General features: G+C 40.6%; 17 protein-coding genes. 14 read left to right on the top strand and 3 right to left on the bottom strand.

Going from position 1 to position 19,140, the window contains the following annotated elements; all coding sequences use genetic code 11:
• Positions 1–18 precede the first annotated feature (18 nt).
• Entirely contained in the window at positions 19–897 is an 879-nt protein-coding gene (locus RYH73_RS26025; RefSeq protein ID WP_335316362.1) for a hypothetical protein, read from the top strand.
• 242 nt (positions 898–1,139) lie between these two features.
• Here the strand turns inward: RYH73_RS26025 and RYH73_RS26020 are convergent, their stop codons facing one another.
• Complete coding sequence (locus tag RYH73_RS26020) at positions 1,140–2,009, bottom strand: sensor histidine kinase (RefSeq protein WP_335316361.1); 870 nt, start codon at positions 2,007–2,009, stop codon at positions 1,140–1,142.
• A gap of 376 nt (positions 2,010–2,385) precedes the next feature.
• Here RYH73_RS26020 and RYH73_RS26015 point away from each other — a divergent pair, with 376 nt between their 5' ends.
• The 8 genes from RYH73_RS26015 (at position 2,386) to RYH73_RS25980 (ending at position 13,796) form a co-directional block, all read left to right on the top strand.
• Positions 2,386–3,018 carry a helix-turn-helix transcriptional regulator gene (locus RYH73_RS26015; RefSeq protein WP_335316360.1) on the top strand — a complete coding sequence of 211 codons (633 nt, stop codon included), beginning with the start codon at positions 2,386–2,388 and terminating at the stop codon, positions 3,016–3,018.
• A gap of 26 nt (positions 3,019–3,044) precedes the next feature.
• Positions 3,045–5,012 (top strand): sensor histidine kinase, encoded by a 1,968-nt coding sequence (locus tag RYH73_RS26010; protein WP_335316359.1) that lies wholly within the window; start codon positions 3,045–3,047, stop codon positions 5,010–5,012.
• A 3,358-nt stretch (positions 5,013–8,370) separates the two neighbouring features.
• Positions 8,371–8,580: a hypothetical protein gene (locus RYH73_RS26005; protein WP_335316358.1), complete on the top strand. Its 210-nt coding sequence runs from the start codon at positions 8,371–8,373 to the stop codon at positions 8,578–8,580.
• 144 nt (positions 8,581–8,724) lie between these two features.
• Positions 8,725–9,456, top strand: a complete 732-nt coding sequence (locus tag RYH73_RS26000; protein ID WP_335316357.1) for a DUF72 domain-containing protein — start codon at positions 8,725–8,727, stop codon at positions 9,454–9,456.
• Between the two features lie 251 nt (positions 9,457–9,707).
• Entirely contained in the window at positions 9,708–10,274 is a 567-nt protein-coding gene (locus RYH73_RS25995; protein WP_335316356.1) for a sugar O-acetyltransferase, read from the top strand.
• An 89-nt stretch (positions 10,275–10,363) separates the two neighbouring features.
• Positions 10,364–10,720 carry a hypothetical protein gene (locus RYH73_RS25990; RefSeq protein ID WP_335316355.1) on the top strand — a complete coding sequence of 119 codons (357 nt, stop codon included), beginning with the start codon at positions 10,364–10,366 and terminating at the stop codon, positions 10,718–10,720.
• A 343-nt stretch (positions 10,721–11,063) separates the two neighbouring features.
• Positions 11,064–11,519: a (2Fe-2S)-binding protein gene (locus RYH73_RS25985; RefSeq protein ID WP_335316354.1), complete on the top strand. Its 456-nt coding sequence runs from the start codon at positions 11,064–11,066 to the stop codon at positions 11,517–11,519.
• Between the two features lie 18 nt (positions 11,520–11,537).
• Positions 11,538–13,796, top strand: coding sequence for a xanthine dehydrogenase family protein molybdopterin-binding subunit (locus RYH73_RS25980; protein ID WP_335316353.1), 2,259 nt, complete (start codon positions 11,538–11,540; stop codon positions 13,794–13,796).
• A 21-nt stretch (positions 13,797–13,817) separates the two neighbouring features.
• On the opposite strand, the gene RYH73_RS25975 is transcribed toward RYH73_RS25980, so the two are convergent.
• Positions 13,818–14,717 carry a helix-turn-helix domain-containing protein gene (locus tag RYH73_RS25975; protein ID WP_335316352.1) on the bottom strand — a complete coding sequence of 300 codons (900 nt, stop codon included), beginning with the start codon at positions 14,715–14,717 and terminating at the stop codon, positions 13,818–13,820.
• 257 nt (positions 14,718–14,974) lie between these two features.
• On the opposite strand from RYH73_RS25975, the gene RYH73_RS25970 reads away from it, so the two are divergent.
• From RYH73_RS25970 to RYH73_RS25950, 5 genes are all read left to right on the top strand, one after another.
• On the top strand, positions 14,975–15,958 hold the full coding sequence (locus RYH73_RS25970; protein WP_335316351.1) for an aldo/keto reductase: 984 nt from the start codon (positions 14,975–14,977) through the stop codon (positions 15,956–15,958).
• 59 nt (positions 15,959–16,017) lie between these two features.
• Complete coding sequence (locus RYH73_RS25965) at positions 16,018–16,266, top strand: hypothetical protein (protein WP_335316350.1); 249 nt, start codon at positions 16,018–16,020, stop codon at positions 16,264–16,266.
• A gap of 208 nt (positions 16,267–16,474) precedes the next feature.
• Positions 16,475–17,203 (top strand): carboxymuconolactone decarboxylase family protein, encoded by a 729-nt coding sequence (locus RYH73_RS25960; protein ID WP_335316349.1) that lies wholly within the window; start codon positions 16,475–16,477, stop codon positions 17,201–17,203.
• 6 nt (positions 17,204–17,209) lie between these two features.
• The gene (locus RYH73_RS25955; protein ID WP_335316348.1) at positions 17,210–18,295 is read left to right on the top strand and encodes an alpha/beta hydrolase; all 1,086 of its coding nucleotides are present in this window, start codon (positions 17,210–17,212) and stop codon (positions 18,293–18,295) included.
• A 144-nt stretch (positions 18,296–18,439) separates the two neighbouring features.
• Entirely contained in the window at positions 18,440–18,940 is a 501-nt protein-coding gene (locus RYH73_RS25950) for a cupin domain-containing protein (RefSeq protein ID WP_335316347.1), read from the top strand.
• 99 nt (positions 18,941–19,039) lie between these two features.
• Here RYH73_RS25950 and RYH73_RS25945 read toward each other — a convergent pair whose 3' ends face one another.
• Complete coding sequence (locus RYH73_RS25945; protein ID WP_335316369.1) at positions 19,040–19,132, bottom strand: hypothetical protein; 93 nt, start codon at positions 19,130–19,132, stop codon at positions 19,040–19,042.
• Positions 19,133–19,140 lie beyond the last annotated feature (8 nt).

Below are 19,140 nucleotides of genomic sequence, written 5' to 3'. Positions count from 1 at the left end.
ACGAATAATTGATATGATATGAGAAATCTCATCGAAAAAAGAAAAAAAAGTCGGATCCTTATCTATTTCCAAGCGATATTCATCTCAATTGCTTATAGCGCATGCGATAAAGCGGACTATCTGGATATAGACGCCAGTGAGAGACCTCCTTTGAGTGCGAAAGTTAAATTAGTGAATGTGCTTTCAAAAAATGTTCCTGTTCATTTCTGGGATTTTACCCGGCAAATCAATAGCGATGCACTCACACCAAACACTGCTTCCGAAGATTACTTAGATACCCAATATGGAAAAGTCCAGTTTAACCTAACAGAAGGTGAAAGTACAACTTACAAGGCATCTTATTTGTTTGGGGGAAGCGCTAACTTTATTCAAGAAACTGATAAGAACTCTTTTTCAGGGCCAAATGGGCCAATTGCCACTTTTTATCACAGCTTATTTGCTGTTCAAAAAAAATCGATCAGCAAATTAAATCCGGGAAATATAGATAGCTTGATTCTGGTGTATGACGATTTAAGTGCACCGGCTGCCGATAAGATCAAAATTCGGTTCGCTAACTTTGATATAAATCATGCACGGGTTAGTGTGTTAAACAGTAAGGGAGAAACATTGTTTACAGATGTTGACTATGGGACATTTGGAGATCAGGTCAAGATTACCTACGACGAAAATGGAAAATCTGCGGGCGATGTGCCCGGACTTGATTGGAAAAGTTTGGGGCCTTTCAAGGAAGTGGATACCCAAGACCTTCACACTATTACCATTATTGATGAGCTTGGTAGGGATCTAGATGTTACTGCGTTTGCTAATTTAAGCATAACGTCAGGAAAAATCTATACGCTCTTTATCAGTAAAGATTTTCAATCAAATAGAATAATTGGGACAGTAATAAGCCATTAGAAGTGGTGTTCACATCTACTATATTTTATAAGTGCAAAGATCAATAGAACATTATAAGAGGAAACGGGCCATAAACATTAAAAGATGTATTATAGAAAAACCGGAACCTTGGCGCAGGAATTGAGGAATGATCTAATAGCAAAGAACAGCACCAAATATTTTTACTGGTAGGAAGCCATTTGAGAGTAGCTTTTTTATAGGTTGACTTGCCACTTTGAGATCTACTTTCTTGATACATTCCGTTACGCCGGAAGCGGTAACGAATAAAAAAAAGTGGCCCCCTGACCGTACACAGATTCTACCCACAATTTTCCATTCGTTTGTCGGATTATATCCTGGCAAATATTTAAAGCAATTCCTGCGCCCTGTAAATGATAGCCATCTAACACTTCTGTATCATGGATATTGAATAATCGTTCAAGTTTATCTTCTCTAATCCCGATCCCTTGATCTTTAAAGGCAACAGTGATCTGATTGTCTTTCACACTGCATGATATATTGATGACTCCTCCTGCCGGAGAGTATTTGGTAGCATTACTTAAAATATTTCTATTAATAAATTGCAGCATTTCTTTATTTGCATGAACAAGTTGATAGCTTGGTATAGCATTAAAAACAACAACAGCTTTGCTGAGTTGATCATGAATATATAAGCTGTTCGCTTCGTTGATCAGATCATGCAAAAGCAAGGGTTCTGCTTGATAGGTATTACTGTCGCTTTGTGATTTTAGCCAAAAAATGAGTCCATCAAGCAATTTAATACTTTTTGATGCGGTATGATGTAAATGGTCAAAAATCATATGTAATTCTTTTTCAGATAAGGGCTGATCTGCATATTTGATCATATCTGTAGTTGCTATAAGGGTAGAAAATGGTTGTCTAAGGTCATGTGCCAATATCGATATTAGCATTTTGCTGAAGTTATTTGACGAATTCTGTTCTTTTGTCATGATAAAATAAGAATAATTAACCCTCCTGTCAATGATATTCGTACACTCAGGCATGAATTGTTGTGCTTCATTTACCTGAAGCAGTCTGTTTGCAAGCACTATTTCTGTCCTATCCACATTCGATCTGCTGAATTGCTGAATAGTAGCTATACAATTTTTCACATTGTTGAATGAATGAAAGGATCGTTTATATTACTTACGCTAATTACCTACAAAATAACTCAGATTCCATTAAAGGAAGGTAGGAGCGTATACACTATAGCAATATTTTGCTACCTTAATTGATTGAAATAATAATAATTTGCTATATATTTTTTGATGATAATGACATTTTTTAATTGATTCCTTTCCTGCGGAAACAAAATGGAAGAACAGGGATCGGAAGACATTCCGGTATTTTTTTAACTTTGTTAACTAAAAGGTAGATAGTGATAAAATGTGAAATTTCACATGGCAGTAATGAGTTCTTAACATACTCTTTCATGTAGCTATCAAACCTCCTGTTTTACCACATCTGGTCATTTAATAAAAGAAGTTTATGGAAAATAACGACGCAATAGCGATAGTTTTAGATGATCACCTTTTATTTGCCGATTCGTTTTCGGCACTCATAGAAAGGCTGGAGCTTTTTCGTTCAGTACATACATTTAGTGAGGAAAGGGGATTAACTCGTTTCCTGATTAAGCATTCTCAAACCCCCATTTTTTTATTTCTGGATTATTATTTGAAAGATAAAAACGGACTCCCGCTTATCAATGAGGTTAAGCGATTAAATAAGCAGATTATTATCATTATAATGAGTTCTGTGGTCAACCCTACAGCAATTGCAAACATTCTTAGTTATAAACCCCATGCTCTTGTCAGTAAATCATCGGGATTTGATGCGATACTTGAATGCCTGACCATTATTGAGCGTGGTGAACAGTACATCAGTCCCGTAATACGTGAAATTATTTCGAATTCAAATCTAACAAGAACGATCTCATTTTCAACACGGGAATTGGAGGTTTTGCAATACTTTGCCCGTGGATTATCGATCGCTCAAACCGCAGAACAGACCTACCTTAGCAAACATACCATTGTTGCGCATCGGCGTAAGATGATGGCAAAAGCAAATGTAAATTCCATTACCGACCTGTTATCCTATGCACGTAAGCAGGAACTAATTTAACCCCGTCCGCAAATTTTTTACCCTCCATGAAAGCCAAAACCTATCCGTCACCCAAGCGTTTATATTACTTTATTGTATTTTTCTTACTTCTAATCAGTGAAAGCCAGATTGCTACAGCGCAATCGACCGCTAAAGGCACAACGGATTTCGACAAGCTGGCGCAGGCCTATCACTCGAACAATATTTCAGCAGAGCAGTACTTTATTAAGGCTGATTCGCTGACCCATCAATTGCTCTCCGAGGGAAAGCATTTTAAAACCAAAGAGCTGGTATCTCTTCTTAGCCTGTATGAAGAAATCGCGTGGAGTAAACCTAAATATAGCCGTGCCCGTGTAAGTTATTTTTTTCTCTTTTTTAACAATGCACGTATGTTCAAACAAAACGGTGCATCTATGTATTACGCTGAAAAAGTTTCTGAGGAATATAAAAAATATGGTCAGAAACATCCGCTGGTGGATCAATTGCAAAAATGTAAAATTTATCAAGAATTAAGATTATACGATAAAATCATTGCTCTTTTTAACGAAGAGAAAAGCTACCTCATGCGCTTGCCCGAGCTCCTGAAATATGGGCAGGTTGATAATTCAATAGGCCTCAACGCTCTATATATTTTGTCGCCGGTTCTAACGGGATATGTCAGGCAGAATGATACAGCATCGGTACGGGAGACAGCGCTTTTAGCAAGACAGATCAGCAAAGCACTCCAACACACTGATTCGCTGCGCAGAAGCCAGATGTTGTACAATGACTTATTGATGATTGATATTGAGCATTCTGTGGCTAACTTTGAGCATAGATATGATAGTGCCAGAATTCTCCTGAACCGAATGGAAACGCTGAAGACCACTTACCAAGATCAGGCGACTAACTTTATCGATATAAATCTAATCCGTTTTCGTATAGAAAACTATCTCAATCTAAAGGACCAGGACAGTCTCCGATCATATATTGCCAAATATGAAGCTTTTCCCAGTTTTGGCAAAAGTCAAAATGCTGACGTTGCTGAATTTAAGGCTAAGTTAAAGATCTTACAGGGTGACTACAAAGAGGGTTATTCGTTACTGACAGACGCATTGAAAATTGAGCGTGACCTACAAGCAGACTTGATGAAGGAATCAAGTGATTTGCTCTATGCTTTTACGCAGGCTGAGCATAGCAATATAGCTCTTCAAAGGGCAGAAAAGGCCAAATGGCAGCGGTCTCTTTGGTTAATAATAGTTTCCTCTTCGGCAGTGCTTATTGTGCTGGTCATCTACCTGATTATGATTTACAGGGAAAGGAAAGCGAAGGCACAGATAGCAGTCCTTAACGACATGGCCAATTTACAGATCATTGCTATGGAAGAGGCCAAACATCAGGCAGTTAAGGAGGAACAACAACGGCTCGGGCAGGATCTTCATGATGGACTTTCTTCATCTATTGCCGCTATCAGACACCAACTGGAGGTGTTGTCAATGGACGCGGAAGATACTGTCTTAAAGAACAAACTGAGCAAGCTACAAGCGGAAACAGCACATGCATATGAAATAGCCAGGAGAAAGAGTCATGAATGGTTCAGTGCTGCCGATGAACAACAGGAGGCCTCTTTCGAAAAGCGGATCAGGCTGCTTACAGATAACTCCCTGCCTGATAATCGGTACAATAAAACTATTTACATTGACGATAATTCCTTGGTTAACGTCGGTATGGATACATATATTGCCTTACTGCGTATTATCCAGGAAGCCATTACCAATATCATCAAGCATGCGAAGGCCAAAAATGTAAGTATCCTGATCTATGAGGAAGCGGGTAACCTTATCCTGACGATCAGCGATGATGGAATAGGGCTGGGTGAAAAGAAATCTCCCATTAAAAAATCATCTTTGGGCCTGGAATCTATCAGACGCAGGGTCGAATATTTAAATGGTGAAACCAGCGTAAATTCAAACACAGAAGGTACAGAGATAACGGTAACGATCCCAATAGGGTCATCGTATGCCCAGGCAAATTAATCCTGATCCAAAAACTTCATGCTAATTTTTATATCGGCAAACTTGTTAGTACGTTAATTGTTTTTATATGGAATTTCTTTGTAAACAAGTTGTTTACATTTAGACGAACGGATCCTTTGGGAACGAATTGAAACAAAACCATTATAAACATCGCGAACTTTTGTCTTCTTGCACTGAATGAACCCGATACTATGCGTCTTATCCATTTATGCTACTCGTTATATTTTATCTGCCTATTCAATACCAGTGTCTATTCTCAAATAGGCAATTCCGAAACTGCCTTAATTCAACGAAAAATCGAAAACTTCACCGAGGTCCGTAGTTCTATTCCGTTATTTTTACATATCGATAAAACCGTTTATACAGAAAATGAACCTATATGGTTCAGCGCCTATTTGTTGAACAACGGTTATTTTGATATATCAAAGTATAAAGTACTTCATCTCTTTCTTTTCAGGCATGATGACCGGAGTGTTGCTCTGTCCGGTAAATTCAAGATCGAAAAAGGGCTCAGTGCAGGGGATATCGTTTTACCCGATTCAATACCCGCGGGAAAATATGAGTTGGTCGCGTATACCAATATACTGAATGGTAGTGGAAAACCGACCGCCATCTTCAGAACGCCCATCACCGTTAAATCTACGAAGCTTTCAAATTTCTCCAGTAGTATCATGCTTTTGGATTCTATGCCAAAAGGAGCGAACATACGAGCAAAATTGACCGTAAAAAATGATGATAAAGATAAATCGAATCCAATAGCCTGTTTCACAATAAACAACGATACCCTCCGGACAATTGAGGTAAAGAAGAAGGAGGTAATCGTCGATATACCTGCCGGATATTTAACTGCGGATAGGCCGGTGCTTCACACCTCTATAAAGCACAACAATCAAATTCAGCATCTTAATACCACGCTACCGAGCAGCGCCGAGCAGCGTCTGCACGTTGACTTTTTCCCCGAAAACGGTGATCTGGTAGCCGGTTTACCGTCATTGGTTGCTATGGAAGCAAAAGACGAAAAAGGAAACCCCGTATCGGTAAAAGGCTTTCTTTTCAAAGGAGAGTCTATCATCGATTCGTTCGAGACCAACAATAACGGTTATGCAAAAATCAATCTGATACCCGAGAGAAACCATCCTTATTCAGTGAAGATCCGTTCATCGGCGTACCTAGGGAAAGATACTACTTATATCCTTCCAAAATTATCCGGAAATCATTTGACGTTTCATCTGCCCGACGCGGTTGCTAATGATACACTTCAAATTCATCTCTTTAACAGCAGAGAGGATACATCGCTTTTACAGATCGCAATTCGTAACCATAACGGGTTCTATACTTTATTTAAAGCAAAGGCGACTCCCCGGGATACACTTGAAATCCCGTTGGATAAACTTCCAAGGGGCATAGCGACCCTTACANCAATTCGTAACCATAACGGGTTCTATACTTTATTTAAAGCAAAGGCGACTCCCCGGGATACACTTGAAATCCCGTTGGATAAACTTCCAAGGGGCATAGCGACCCTTACAATTTTAGATGAATCAAACAGACCTTTGGGAGAGAGGTTGTTTTTCGCTCATTTTAATAAAGGAATTGACGCCGCAATAGACCTGGATACCCCGGCATACGGGACAAGGAAAGAAGTAACGGCCGGTATACAGGTAAAGGATTTTTCAAAACAACCTTTAAAAGGATTATTCTCTGTTGCAGTAGTGCAATCTAATCGAATGGAAGGCACTTTTAAATTTATTGATGATTATGTTTACCTTGAGAAGGGTTTTGAGGTGCCCACCCAAATCCCGCACGCCGGATGGCCGGACTATACAAATAAAGATTTGCTGGAAGATATTTTACTGATCAAGGGATGGCGGAGGTATACCTGGACGGATATCATGCAGGCTGATTCTGAAAGCGGTATACCGGAATCAGAGATTCCGCCTGTTGTGGGGCAAGTTAAAAAATTCAAGAAATCACTAAAGGAAGCTGTAGAACTGGCGCTTTTGGGCGGTGATCACCTCAATCTGATAAAAACCGGAACGGATGGCTCATTCAAACTTGATAACGAACACCTTTTTGTGTCCGGGTCTGACAATAAACTTTCGCTTATTGTGTCAAACGGTAAAAACAATGGTTTTTCAGTAGAGCTGGAAGACCCATCCGACAGCATTAACAAAAGGCTTGCGAAAGATATAAAAATAGATACCCCCTTTGGAACGAACGATATATCGGAAAGCCGGGATGACCGATTGGAAGGTATGGAAAACACGTTCTATTTGGATGAAGTAACGGTGAAAGGGAATAAGGGCAATGCCTCATTATATGCCTATAAAGGAAAACCCGGACCTAATGGCTGTGGAGACTACGTCGACGATGCCGGTTTTTTAAATTACGAATATAGCAGTAACCGATATCAACCGGTGATTGGTAAGCTGTATCAAAAAAGAATAGATTTAAGCACCGATCGGGCAACATTCAGAGTTGAGCCTGTAGTATATCATGGTTGCCTGACGGAAGAACATACAGGTGTTTCGGAAGTGGATGGGATTTACGCAGAAAGAGAGTTTTACGGGGTGGATATTCCTCGGTCGGAGCCGCAATACCTCTCCACATTATTTTGGAAACCACATGTGCTTACAGATGATAAAGGCAGGGTACAGATAAAATTCAACACGGGGGATATTAAGGACGAGTTTAGCATCGTTGTGCAGGGGTTTACGGACAACGGAGTTTTTTCGAAAGTGCAAACTTTTATCGTTAAATGATGAAATTGCCAAATTCCTGATAATAGAATCTCGGAGTTTCATCGATTAGCAATGTCGAAGAAGTCTTTGACCTGAATAAAAAAATTGAATAGCTCGATAAAGAGCTTGAAACGCTTTTTCAAGCAGACACCACTGTGAGGATCAACCAAATCAGCTAAAAATCTTGCCAATTCGATAAAGTTGCGTCTCCTTTTTCTTTTACACCTCTACGTTTTTCAATTTCTTCCCAATCCATATAATCAAAGTGTCTGGGCAAGCAAAGAATTTTAATAAACAGATCGGAAAGTTACCAGGTATAGCAAAATACAGACAAGCACATTTGGTTTTTAGGACACTTGCAAAATGCTGCCAAAAATGTGTAAATAAAATAAAAGTTACTTAGCGATAAAGCCTCATATGATTAACGACTTAAAATGTATCAAAAAATAATGCGGACTAATATTTGCGTTTTATTAAAGGCATAAGCGAGGAGGAGCTATGAGCTTAAAAGAACCTAAAAGCTCCGTTTTTTAGGAGGATACCGATCCGGGCAATGATCATGAAGACGGATAGTTTAGGTAAAAGATAAGACAATAAAAACACTTAAATTTAATAAGATGGCTATACGTAAAGAACGCCGCTTATCTCCTTTACGAGATAAACCGTTTAAGAAAAAAGAGGAAAAAAGGTTAAAAAAAGAAGATAAGCATATTGATCCGGACTCGTCATATGAAGGGGGCATAGACCCTCAACGGGATCAGCTTAACGATGTGCCTAAAAAAGTAGAAGATAGGCAAAATACCGATGAAAAAAACAAATTGAAGTAATCATATCTGCGCCTATTTATGTTTTTTTGGGGCGTGCGAGGAAAAGCAGTTATGTGTCCGGCGCAACCATTCCTGCAACCGGCGTACGGATTACGATATAAGAAGCATAAGCCGCGAACAAAGCACTTTTCACCAGTTTGTGGAATGAAAAAAGGAAAGATTCATATTGGGACATCGGGATGGCACTATAAACACTGGAATGGAACCTTTTATCCTAAAGAAACGAAAGATGCCGACCAGCTGAATGAATATATCAAAACGTTCCGTACGGTTGAACTAAATAACTCCTTTTATCGATTACCTGATACCCAAACTTTTATTAACTGGAAAAATAAAGTCCCGGATGACTTCCTCTTTTCAGTTAAGGGCAGTCGATATATTACACATATGAAAAAGTTAAAGGTAGCTGAAGATGCCATAACGGAACTTTTGGATCACGCCGGCCACCTTGAACATAAACTCGGCCCAATACTTTTTCAATTACCCCCAAAATGGGAGCTTAATAGCCAGCGGTTGAGCAGCTTTTTGGAATACTTACCCAAAAAGTACCGCTATACTTTTGAGTTTAGGAACCATAGTTGGTATAAGCAGCAAGTTTACGATTTGCTTAAAAAACACCATTGTGCCTTTTGCATTTATGAACTGGCGGGACACTTATCACCGCTGGAAGAAACGGCGGATTTCGTATATGTTCGATTGCACGGGCCAGGGGATAAATACCAAGGTAAATACAATAAATCGACACTTAAAAAATGGGCTGAACGTAGCAAGGATTGGAAAGAAGCAGGCAAAGACGTATTTATTTATTTTGATAATGACCAGCTGGGGTATGCCGCTTTCAATGCGCAGGAATTGATTGATTTGCTTTCCGGCTAAAAGCGCTTTATAATACATCATCGCCAACAGTATCTATTCTTTGAACCTGATCCATATCCTCTTTATCTTCTACAAATTTAGCAAACCTAATGCTTTCTTACACACCGATTTGCCCAAATCAGTAAAAGTGGTAAATAAATCCGTGTTCTGTATAAACACCCTTCCGTAGATACTGACGAAATTTGCACATACATTTTGATTGAGGTATCTGTACCCTTTTCAATGATTGGAACAATATAAAAACAAAATCCATGGCAATACCCGAAAAAGACATTTTTGAACGCCTGAAGGACGGCGAAACTATATCGTCCGGTGACCCGCAAGCGTACCGTTTGAGAGAGGCCTCTTATGCTACGAAAGAATTGCTCATACCAATGAACAATTCGGTAGACCCGGCCGAAATAAGGGAATTGTTGAGCCGGATTACAGCCAATGAAATTGATGAAAGTGTTACGGTATTTACGCCCTTGTACATCAATTATGGAAAGCATACCAAAATAGGAAAAAATGTCTTTATCAACTTCGACTGTGCCTTTCTGGACTTAGGTGGTATCACCATAGAGGACAATGTATTGATAGCTCCGAAAGTCAGTTTGCTATCCGAGGGACATCCTATAACTCCTGCTGACCGACAATCCCTGATGGTCGGTCACATCCATATTAAAAAGAATGCATGGATTGGTGCAAATGCTACAATCCTTCCAGGAGTAACCGTTGGCGAAAACGCAATCGTAGCAGCAGGTGCAGTGGTTTCAAAAGATGTTCCCGATAATACAGTTGTAGGCGGTATCCCTGCAAAAATCATAAAAAGTATATAACATTAAAATTATAGTATTTTTTAACGAGAACCTTTCTTTTTTAAAGTAAGTATAACAAAATCAGTAAAAATGGTAGAAAATTCAGTAAGATGTATAAAGATATAGGCGATAGTTCTTTGGAAATTTACATTTACGTTAGACACTTCACGCCAATATTTATGAAAATACCCGAAGAGATAACCAACATTATTAAACAGATAGGCATTCGCAATTTGAGTTTTTCTGAAAAAAGAAAATTATTACATTGGTATGAGCAGTTAAGCAAGGATAAGCATATTCTTCTCACGGAAGAAGAGGAAGAGGCAACCCAAAAAAAAATATTCAGTTATATTGAACGGTCTATAAAAGGGGAACCCGTTGCCAAAAATATTGAATTTCCTTTTTGGCTCAAGCGACTGTTGTCTTGTTATTCGGTAGTTCCGGTATGTCAGCAGCTTTTAGATTAAAGCATTTCATTCTAGATTTTACATTAATCAGGATGACGAAAATATACCTCCCAAGAATCAACTGATCATTATCTCAAATTTAAAACTTTCCACTCTTGCTACTAGTTCTATCAGTAATATTGGTAGTTAAATCAGTAATATGTATACATTATCGTATTTTTTTTATAGCATTTTTGTAATGGACACATAGTGAGAAGAACGCACACCATTATAAAAGATCCTGATTAAAGACATTGGACCTCATGCCATATCCGTCGATAGGAAGAGGGATCGGGAAGATTTTTATCGATGAACTAAATCATTACGGCAAATACCAGTTTTGAAAAAACGGACAATTATTACCATGACAGCGACTAAACTAAACATCAACAAAAAAACGTATACCATAGAAGTTGATCCTTCCACGCCGCTCCTGTGGGTATTACGTGATCATCTTGATCTGGTAGGAACCAAATATGGGTGTGGCGTGGCATCCTGTGGTGCATGTACGGTACTCCTCAATGAAACAGCTACCCGAAGTTGTTCATTGCCGATTTCTGCGATTGGTGATAAAAAGATCACCACTATCGAAGGACTTTCTGAAGATGGCGATCATCCACTGCAACGGGCATGGGAAGAACATGATGTACCCCAATGTGGCTACTGCCAAGCCGGACAGATCATGAATGCCGCCGCACTATTGAAATCCAAACCTAACCCGACCGATGAGGATATTGACGCGGCTATGACCGGTAATCTCTGTCGCTGCGGAACTTACCTGAGAATAAAAGCAGCTATTAAAACAGCAGCCAATTATTAAATGTAAAAGCAAAAGACGATGACCCTAATAAAAACTACCCTAAACAGACGGTCTTTTTTGAAAGCAGCGCTGCTTGCAGGCGGAGGTATGGTGCTGCATTTCAGTTGGCTTGCCGGCTGCAAGCCTGCAGGAAAGAAAGCGCTTGAACTGCCGGAGGAGTGGTTCGAAATGAACAGTTACATAAAAATCGGTGAAAATGGTGTGGTTACCCTATTCAATCCAAACCCGGAGTTTGGACAAAATGTTAAAACGTCGTTACCTATGATACTAGCGGAAGAGCTGGACGTCGATTGGGAAGAGGTTATCATAGAGCAGGCCGATTTTTACCCCGAACGCTATGAACGACAATTTACCGGCGGTAGTCAATCCGTTAGACAAGCTTGGTCTCCCTTACGTACAGCAGGTGCCACGGCAAGGCAGATGCTGGTTCTGGCGGCAGCGGCTCAATGGAATGTTCCTGCTTCGGAGATTACTACCGAAGCGGGTAGGTTATTGCATAAAAATAGCGGCAAGAATGCCGGATATGGTGAAATGGCTTCTGCCGCAGCAAAAATACCCGTGCCGAAAGAGGTGAAATTAAAGGCTGTTTCCGACTTTAAGGTGGTGGGCTCTTCGAAGAAAAACGTAGAGATAAAGAATATTTTAAGCGGTAAATCCTTATTCGGACTGGATTACAAAACGGAAGGCATGCTCATTGCAATGATTGTACATCCACCGGCTTTTGGCTTGCGTTTTAAATCGATGGACGATAGCGTAGCGAAATCTATGCCCGGGGTGAAAGCCATATTTACCATTGACTCGCTTAAGGAGGATATTGTACAGAACTTTTTCGACACGACCAGCTTCACGAAGTTTGCCGTAGTGGTTGGTAATACCACCTGGGAGGTTTTGCAGGCTAAAAAAGCCTTAAAAGTGGAATGGGAACAAGAGCCGGAACGTACTTTTAAGATGGGATCATCTTGGACTCCCGGTGCTAAAACGATCGAGGCCAAGTATCCTTCAGGTCTGGAAAGTACCGAAAACCATCGGGCTATGATGGAAGTATTCAGCAAGAAACCGGGAAATATCATCCGCAGGGATGGAGATCCTGAACGTGCTTTCAAATCGGCGGTAAAAATCCTAGAGCGCACTTATACGGCACCTTTCCTGGCTCATAATACCATGGAACCGGTCAACTGTTTTGCGCATGTAACGGCAGACAAAGCGGAGTTATACGGACCTATACAGGCGCCGGAATTTATTGTAGGTACGCTATCGCAAAGACTTGGTTTACCAAAAGAAAAGATACAGATCAGATTGGCCCGCATGGGGGGTGGGTTTGGCCGCAGAGCCTATGGACATCATTTCATAGAGGCAGCGGTTATTTCTCAACAGGTTAAAGCTCCGGTTAAATTAGTTTACACACGTGAGGATGAGATGACTGCCGGTATTTATCGCCCTACCTACAGCGCTACCTATCGTGCAGCACTGGACAGGGATAATAAGCTCATTGCTTTTCAGGTAAAGGCGGGTGGCATTCCCGAAACACCCGTTCATGCCGATCGTTTTCCAGCCGGGGCCATTGATAACTATCTCGCTGAGGGATGGCAAATCCCTTCCAATATTACCATCGGCGCGTTCCGTGCTCCGCGCTCCAATTTTATTGCTTCCGCTGAACAGTCCTTTTTGGATGAACTGGCGATGGAAATGGGTAAAGATCCGATTGATTTTCGTCTGGAGTTATTGGAACGGGCAAAGACAAATCCTGTTGGCGAAAAGAATGATTATGATCCGGTACGATATGCGGGCGTATTGGAACTGGTACGTGAGAAATCTAAATGGAAGGAAACACCGCAGGGCGTGCACCGTGGCGTATCGGCCTATTTTTGCCACAATTCCTATGTGGCGGAGGTGCTTGATCTGGTGATGAAAAACAACGCACCGAAAGTAGAAAAAGTGGTAGCCGCTATTGATTGCGGCATTGTAGTTAACAAAGACGGTGCTACCAATATGGCTGAAGGAGCCATTATCGACGGTATTGGAAACGCGCTCTACGGAGAACTGCCGTTCAAGGATGGTGTACCGCAAAAGAATAACTTTACAACATACCGGTTGATAAGAATGAACGAGGCACCGAAAACGATCGAGGTGCATTTTGTACAAAATGAGGAAGATCCCACCGGAATGGGCGAACCTCCATTCCCACCGGCTTTTGCGGCAGTGGCAAATGCCCTTTGTAGGGCTACAGGAAAACGCTTTTATAACCAGCCGTTCATCAATGAATTGAAACCAACCTAATCGGTAGAACAGTAAATCTTTTTATTGCATATAGGTAGCCCTAAACTCATTAGGGCTTTGTCCTACTATCTTTTTAAAGAAACGGGAAAAATGCTGTGGATAGGTGAAACCTAATTCATAGGCTACTTCGTTAATCGACTTTTTACCTTCGAAGATCTTAATTTTTGCCTCATCTACTATTTTGTGCTGAATATAATCCTGCGCCGATTTTCCGGTCTCTTTTTTTATCAGATCACCAAAATAGTTCGGTGACAGGTGGAGCTTTTCCGCAAAATAGGCGACTGAGGGTAAGCCGGAATTACGCGGTTCTTCAGATTCAAAATAGTTATTGAGTGATGCTTCGAATTTTTCCAGAATTCCTCTGTTGACATTGTCCCTTGTAATAAATTGACGATCATAAAACCGTTCGCAATAGTGTAGGAACAATTCGATATTGGAAACGATCAATTGCTTGGTATGTTTATCAATGCTGCGCTTCAGTTCGAACTGAATTTTTTCCAGGCAGTCCAGAATGATCTTGCGTTCCTGCTCAGACAAATGCAAGGCCTCACTGACGGCATAGGAAAAAAAGGTGTAATCGGCCATTTTCTTGCCCAGCGAGGTGCCATGCAAAAGATCGGGATGGAAAACGAGCGCTGTGCCCTGTGGCTGATAATATTCTTCTTTGTATTCACCTATAACCTGTCCGGGAGCCAAGAAAATCAAAGTTCCCTCTTCGTAATCATAATTTTTTAAGCCATAGCGGAGATCGCCACATTTTACACTCTTTAAAAAAATGGTATAAAAATCGTATTGCAGACGGCGAAATTGACGCGGTTCGGCTTTGCCCAGGTCAACAATGCTGACCAAGGGATTCAACGTTTCATTATTATTGAACGCGTTATATTGTTTGATGTTTTTAAAGTTTATGATAGCATCCATGATCAATAACTGTTTGTCCAATACAAAACTAATAAATGGTGCGCTATGTTCTTTACGTATTGCCCCGGAACAGTAATATTGGTATCAAAAACAGTAATCTGTATACCAAACCGTTATAAATCTCTCCCGACATTTGTAACATAAGTTCAGAAAGTTGAAAAAGATGAGAAACATAAAGTTGAACAATGGAATGGAAATACCGATTCTCGGATTTGAGCGAACGAAAACTGGACATATAATCTATAAACAACAATATAATGGAAAAACGAAAATTGGGAAATAGCGGACTGGAGGTGTCTGCGTTGGGGTTAGGTTGTATGGGACTGAGCTTTGGCTATGGTCCGGCCACTGATAAACAGGATGCTATCCAATTGATCAGGGCAGCATTTGATACCGGCATAACCTTTTTTGATACCGCCGAATGTTATGGGCCATTTGATAATGAAGCATTATTGGGTGAAGCCCTTGCCCCCTTTCGCGAAAAGGTGATCATTGCGACAAAATTCGGCTTTGAAGATGGGGATTCAAAAAAAGGATTGGACAGTAGTCCCACAAGGATAAGAGCAGTGACAGAAGCGTCTATGAAAAGACTTAAAACTGATTACATTGACCTGTTTTATCAACATCGGGTTGATCCGAATATTCCTATCGAAGAGGTTGCCGGAACTATCCGAGAGCTGATAGGTGAAGGAAAAATAAGGCATTGGGGCTTATCGGAGGCAGGAGTGGATACTATCCGTAAAGCACATGCTGTTCAGCCAATTACCGCCCTGCAAAGCGAATATTCTCTGTTCTTCCGTGAACCTGAAAAGGAAATTATTCCTACACTGCAAGAACTGGGGATCGGTTTTGTGCCATTCAGTCCTTTAGGGAAAGGCTTTTTAACGGGAAAAGTTGACGATAAGACAAAATTTGACCCTACAGATTTTAGGAATATTGTTCCCCGTTTCACGGAAGAAAACCGTAAAGCCAATCAATCATTGGTAGATTTAATAAAATCCATTGCTGCAGACAAAGGTTCAACACCCGCTCAGATAGCACTTGCATGGTTATTGGCTCAGAAGCCCTGGATTGTGCCCATTCCTGGAACAACCAAATTGCATCGTTTACAGGAAAACCTGGGAGCGGTGGATGTCTTTTTGAGCGAAACTGAATTGAACAATATAGAAGCAGCACTGAAAAATATTGAAATAGTGGGTGCGAGATATCCTTCCCAATTACAGGATAGAGTTGGTAAATAAATATAACGGCTCATTTTGTACCGCAACAAACGAAAATAAAAGTAGCATCGTCACTAAAGATGCGTTTTACCAAATTCGCGAAGAGGCTTATAAAGGTAATATACAATGTAAGTGTGAATTTCATTGGTAACAAGGCCATTGTGCTCAATGATATTGATCTGGAGGACGTTGTTGGTGATAATACTGTTGTAAATCCGTTTATGGTGACTGAGGTATATATTAAAGAAAAGGATAGTTGGAAGATGGGATCGCTTACATTCTCACGTTTATTGCGTTCGGTTAAAACGAACAGCATTGATAAAAAATAATACGATTTATTTTTCCTGAAAAGTCAGCGATCTTCTTTAATTACTAGGCTGATTTACTGGTGATTAATGGAAGAAGGGTTAGGTGAGTAATATTGGTAGAAAATTCCGTAATACATATACGTTAACCTGAAATTTGGTTAGGAACTTTGTAATATCAAATTGCTATTAAAGAAAGTAGGCAGGATAAAAGATAAAATTAAAGATAACGATGCTAAAAAAAATAAAATCAGTATTGATGGTTATGACGGTAATTTTTACAACGAGTATCCATGCCCAAACGAGGAACAACCAGAATCTGGACACGAAGCAACAGGCTATCATCCGTATTGCAGGGTTAACGGGAAAAGGCGATCTATCAAAACTAAAAGATCAATTAAATGCAGGACTTGACGCTGGATTAACGATCAATCAAATCAAAGAAGCGCTTATGCATGTCTATGCCTATGCCGGGTTCCCGCGCAGCCTTCGGGGCTTACAGACATTTATTACTGTACTGGACGAACGTAAAGCAAAAGGAATAGAAGATGTGGTGGGAGCTGAAGCGTCACCGATCCCTGATGACCAAAGTAAATATGAACGTGGCAAGGCTATTTTGGAGAAATTGAGTGGTAATAAGGAAACGGGACCGAAAACAGGATATGCAGCCTTTGCACCAACGATAGAGGTCTTCTTGAAAGAACATCTATTTGCGGATATTTTTGAACGGGATGTGTTGACCTATCAGCAGAGAGAGCTGGTAACCATATCGGTGCTCAGCAGTATTGGTGGCGTAGAACCTATGTTGGGTTCCCATTTAAATCTATCCTTGAATGTCGGTCTAACACCAAGTCAGCTAGCGGAATTTGTAGGAGTTATCAAACAGGCAGTAGGTAAAAAAGAAGCAAAGGTCGCACAAAAAGTGTTGGATGAAGTTCTCAGCAGTAAAACGGAAAAATAGTAAGTCATGAGAAAGCTAATATCAATAATAGCATTATCGATGCTAATAGCAATAACAAATATGGTAAATGCACAATCAAATAAGAAGCCATATGAATCCAATTCCTACTCTTTGGTATACGAAGGAGCTATAACCAAAAATGAAAAAGGGAAAGTAAACATCCATCCGGTTAACTATAAACTGAACGGGATTGATATCGCTGCCAATGTTTATACGCCAGCGGATTATGACGGCTCAAAGAAATATCCTACTATAGTAGTAGCACATCCTAATGGCGGTGTGAAGGAACAGGTTGCCGGATTGTATGCCCAGCGTTTGGCAGAAGCAGGTTATATCACCATTGCCGCTGACGCAGCCTATCAGGGAGCAAGTGGTGGACAGCCCCGCAACGTGGATAAACCCCAAAACAGGGTAGAGGATATACACGGAATGGCAGATTATATTAGCGAATATAAAGGCGTGGATACGGCCAGGCTTGGAGTATTCGGTATCTGTGGTGGTGGCGGCTATACGCTGAAAGCTACACAAACGGATAAAAGGTTCAAAGCTGTCGCTACGTTAAGCATGTTCAATTCCGGTATGGTCAGACGCAACGGTTTTGAAAATTCACAGTTAAACACCATTCAGCAGCGGTTAAAACAGGCATCCGAAGCAAGGGCACTGGAAGTAGCAGGAGGTGAAGTAAAATATATTGGAGGTGGCCCTGCTGCCACCGATGAGCAAATCGCTGTTATGCCATTTGAGATGTACCGTGAAGGAACCATCTATTACGAACGTACCCACGCTCATCCAAATTCCGGCGCTTTTCCAAACTCGGGAGGTACCTATACGGTGAGTAGCCTGATCGACTTGATGGGTTGGGATGCTACCGACCAGATTGAACTGATCGACCAGCCTTTGTTGATGATGGCCGGAAACCAAGCGGATAGTAAATATATGACAGACGATGCCTTTAAAAAAGCAGTTAACGCAAAAGATAAAGAGTTGTTCTTGATCGACGGAGCTACGCATATCGAAACCTATTGGAAGCCTGAGTATGTCTCACAGGCCGTGAATAAATTAGGAGGGTTCTTTAAGAAACATCTGCAGTAAAAAGAATGAGCATTTTGTTTTTATGAATAAAACAGCTATCCTATTTGCATAACAATCATCACTTACACATTTTATCGAAAGCCTGTAAGTGCGAAAAATTCCTTTTCACTATAAATAGTTGTTTAATCTTAAATCCATAGAGAAATGAAAAATCTTAAGAAACTTGCACCATTGGCAATTGCCTCGATAATTGTTGCCTGTAACAATACACCATCAAATAATGCCGATGTGCAGGTGACCGAAAATATGCCTGCCGAGAGCGAATTGCTATTCGAAAAAGGGGAACAAGTAAACAGTCCCAATTTTACGGGAGGGACGGTCTGGTTAAAGAATTTAGTAAACGCTGACAGCGTAAATAAGACCGCCGTTGGTAGTGTAACATTTGAAGCAGGGGCAAGAACAAGATGGCATTCTCATCCAGCAGGACAGATTATTCTTGCAATAGACGGTGCGGGGTACTATCAAGAAGACGGAAAAGAGAAAATAGTGGTAAGAAAAGGAGAAGTCATGAAATGCCCGTCAGATGTTCCACACTGGCACGGCGCAAGTGCCCACACTCACTTTGTGCAGGTAGCAATCACCGGACGCGAAAAAGGGGAAACGGTTTGGTTGGAAGAAGTGACGGATGAGGAATACAATAAATAATACCTCAACTGATCCAATACCTTAGCAATCTATAATGACTAAGCATTCTGTTGATCTAACAAGGGGTGAATAGTTATACATGGCACTCATGGCCTTTGATCAACCGTAATAAGCAGTAGGTGATTTACCTGTCCATCTTTTAAAAGCTCTGGTAAAAGCACTTATTTCGTTATATCCCAGTATATGAGAAATATCTTTAA

Source organism: Olivibacter sp. CPCC 100613 (assembly GCF_036959255.1).
Lineage (GTDB): Bacteria > Bacteroidota > Bacteroidia > Sphingobacteriales > Sphingobacteriaceae > Olivibacter.
The sequence above is the reverse complement of the archived record's forward strand: the minus strand, read 5'-3'. Positions and strand labels throughout refer to the sequence as shown.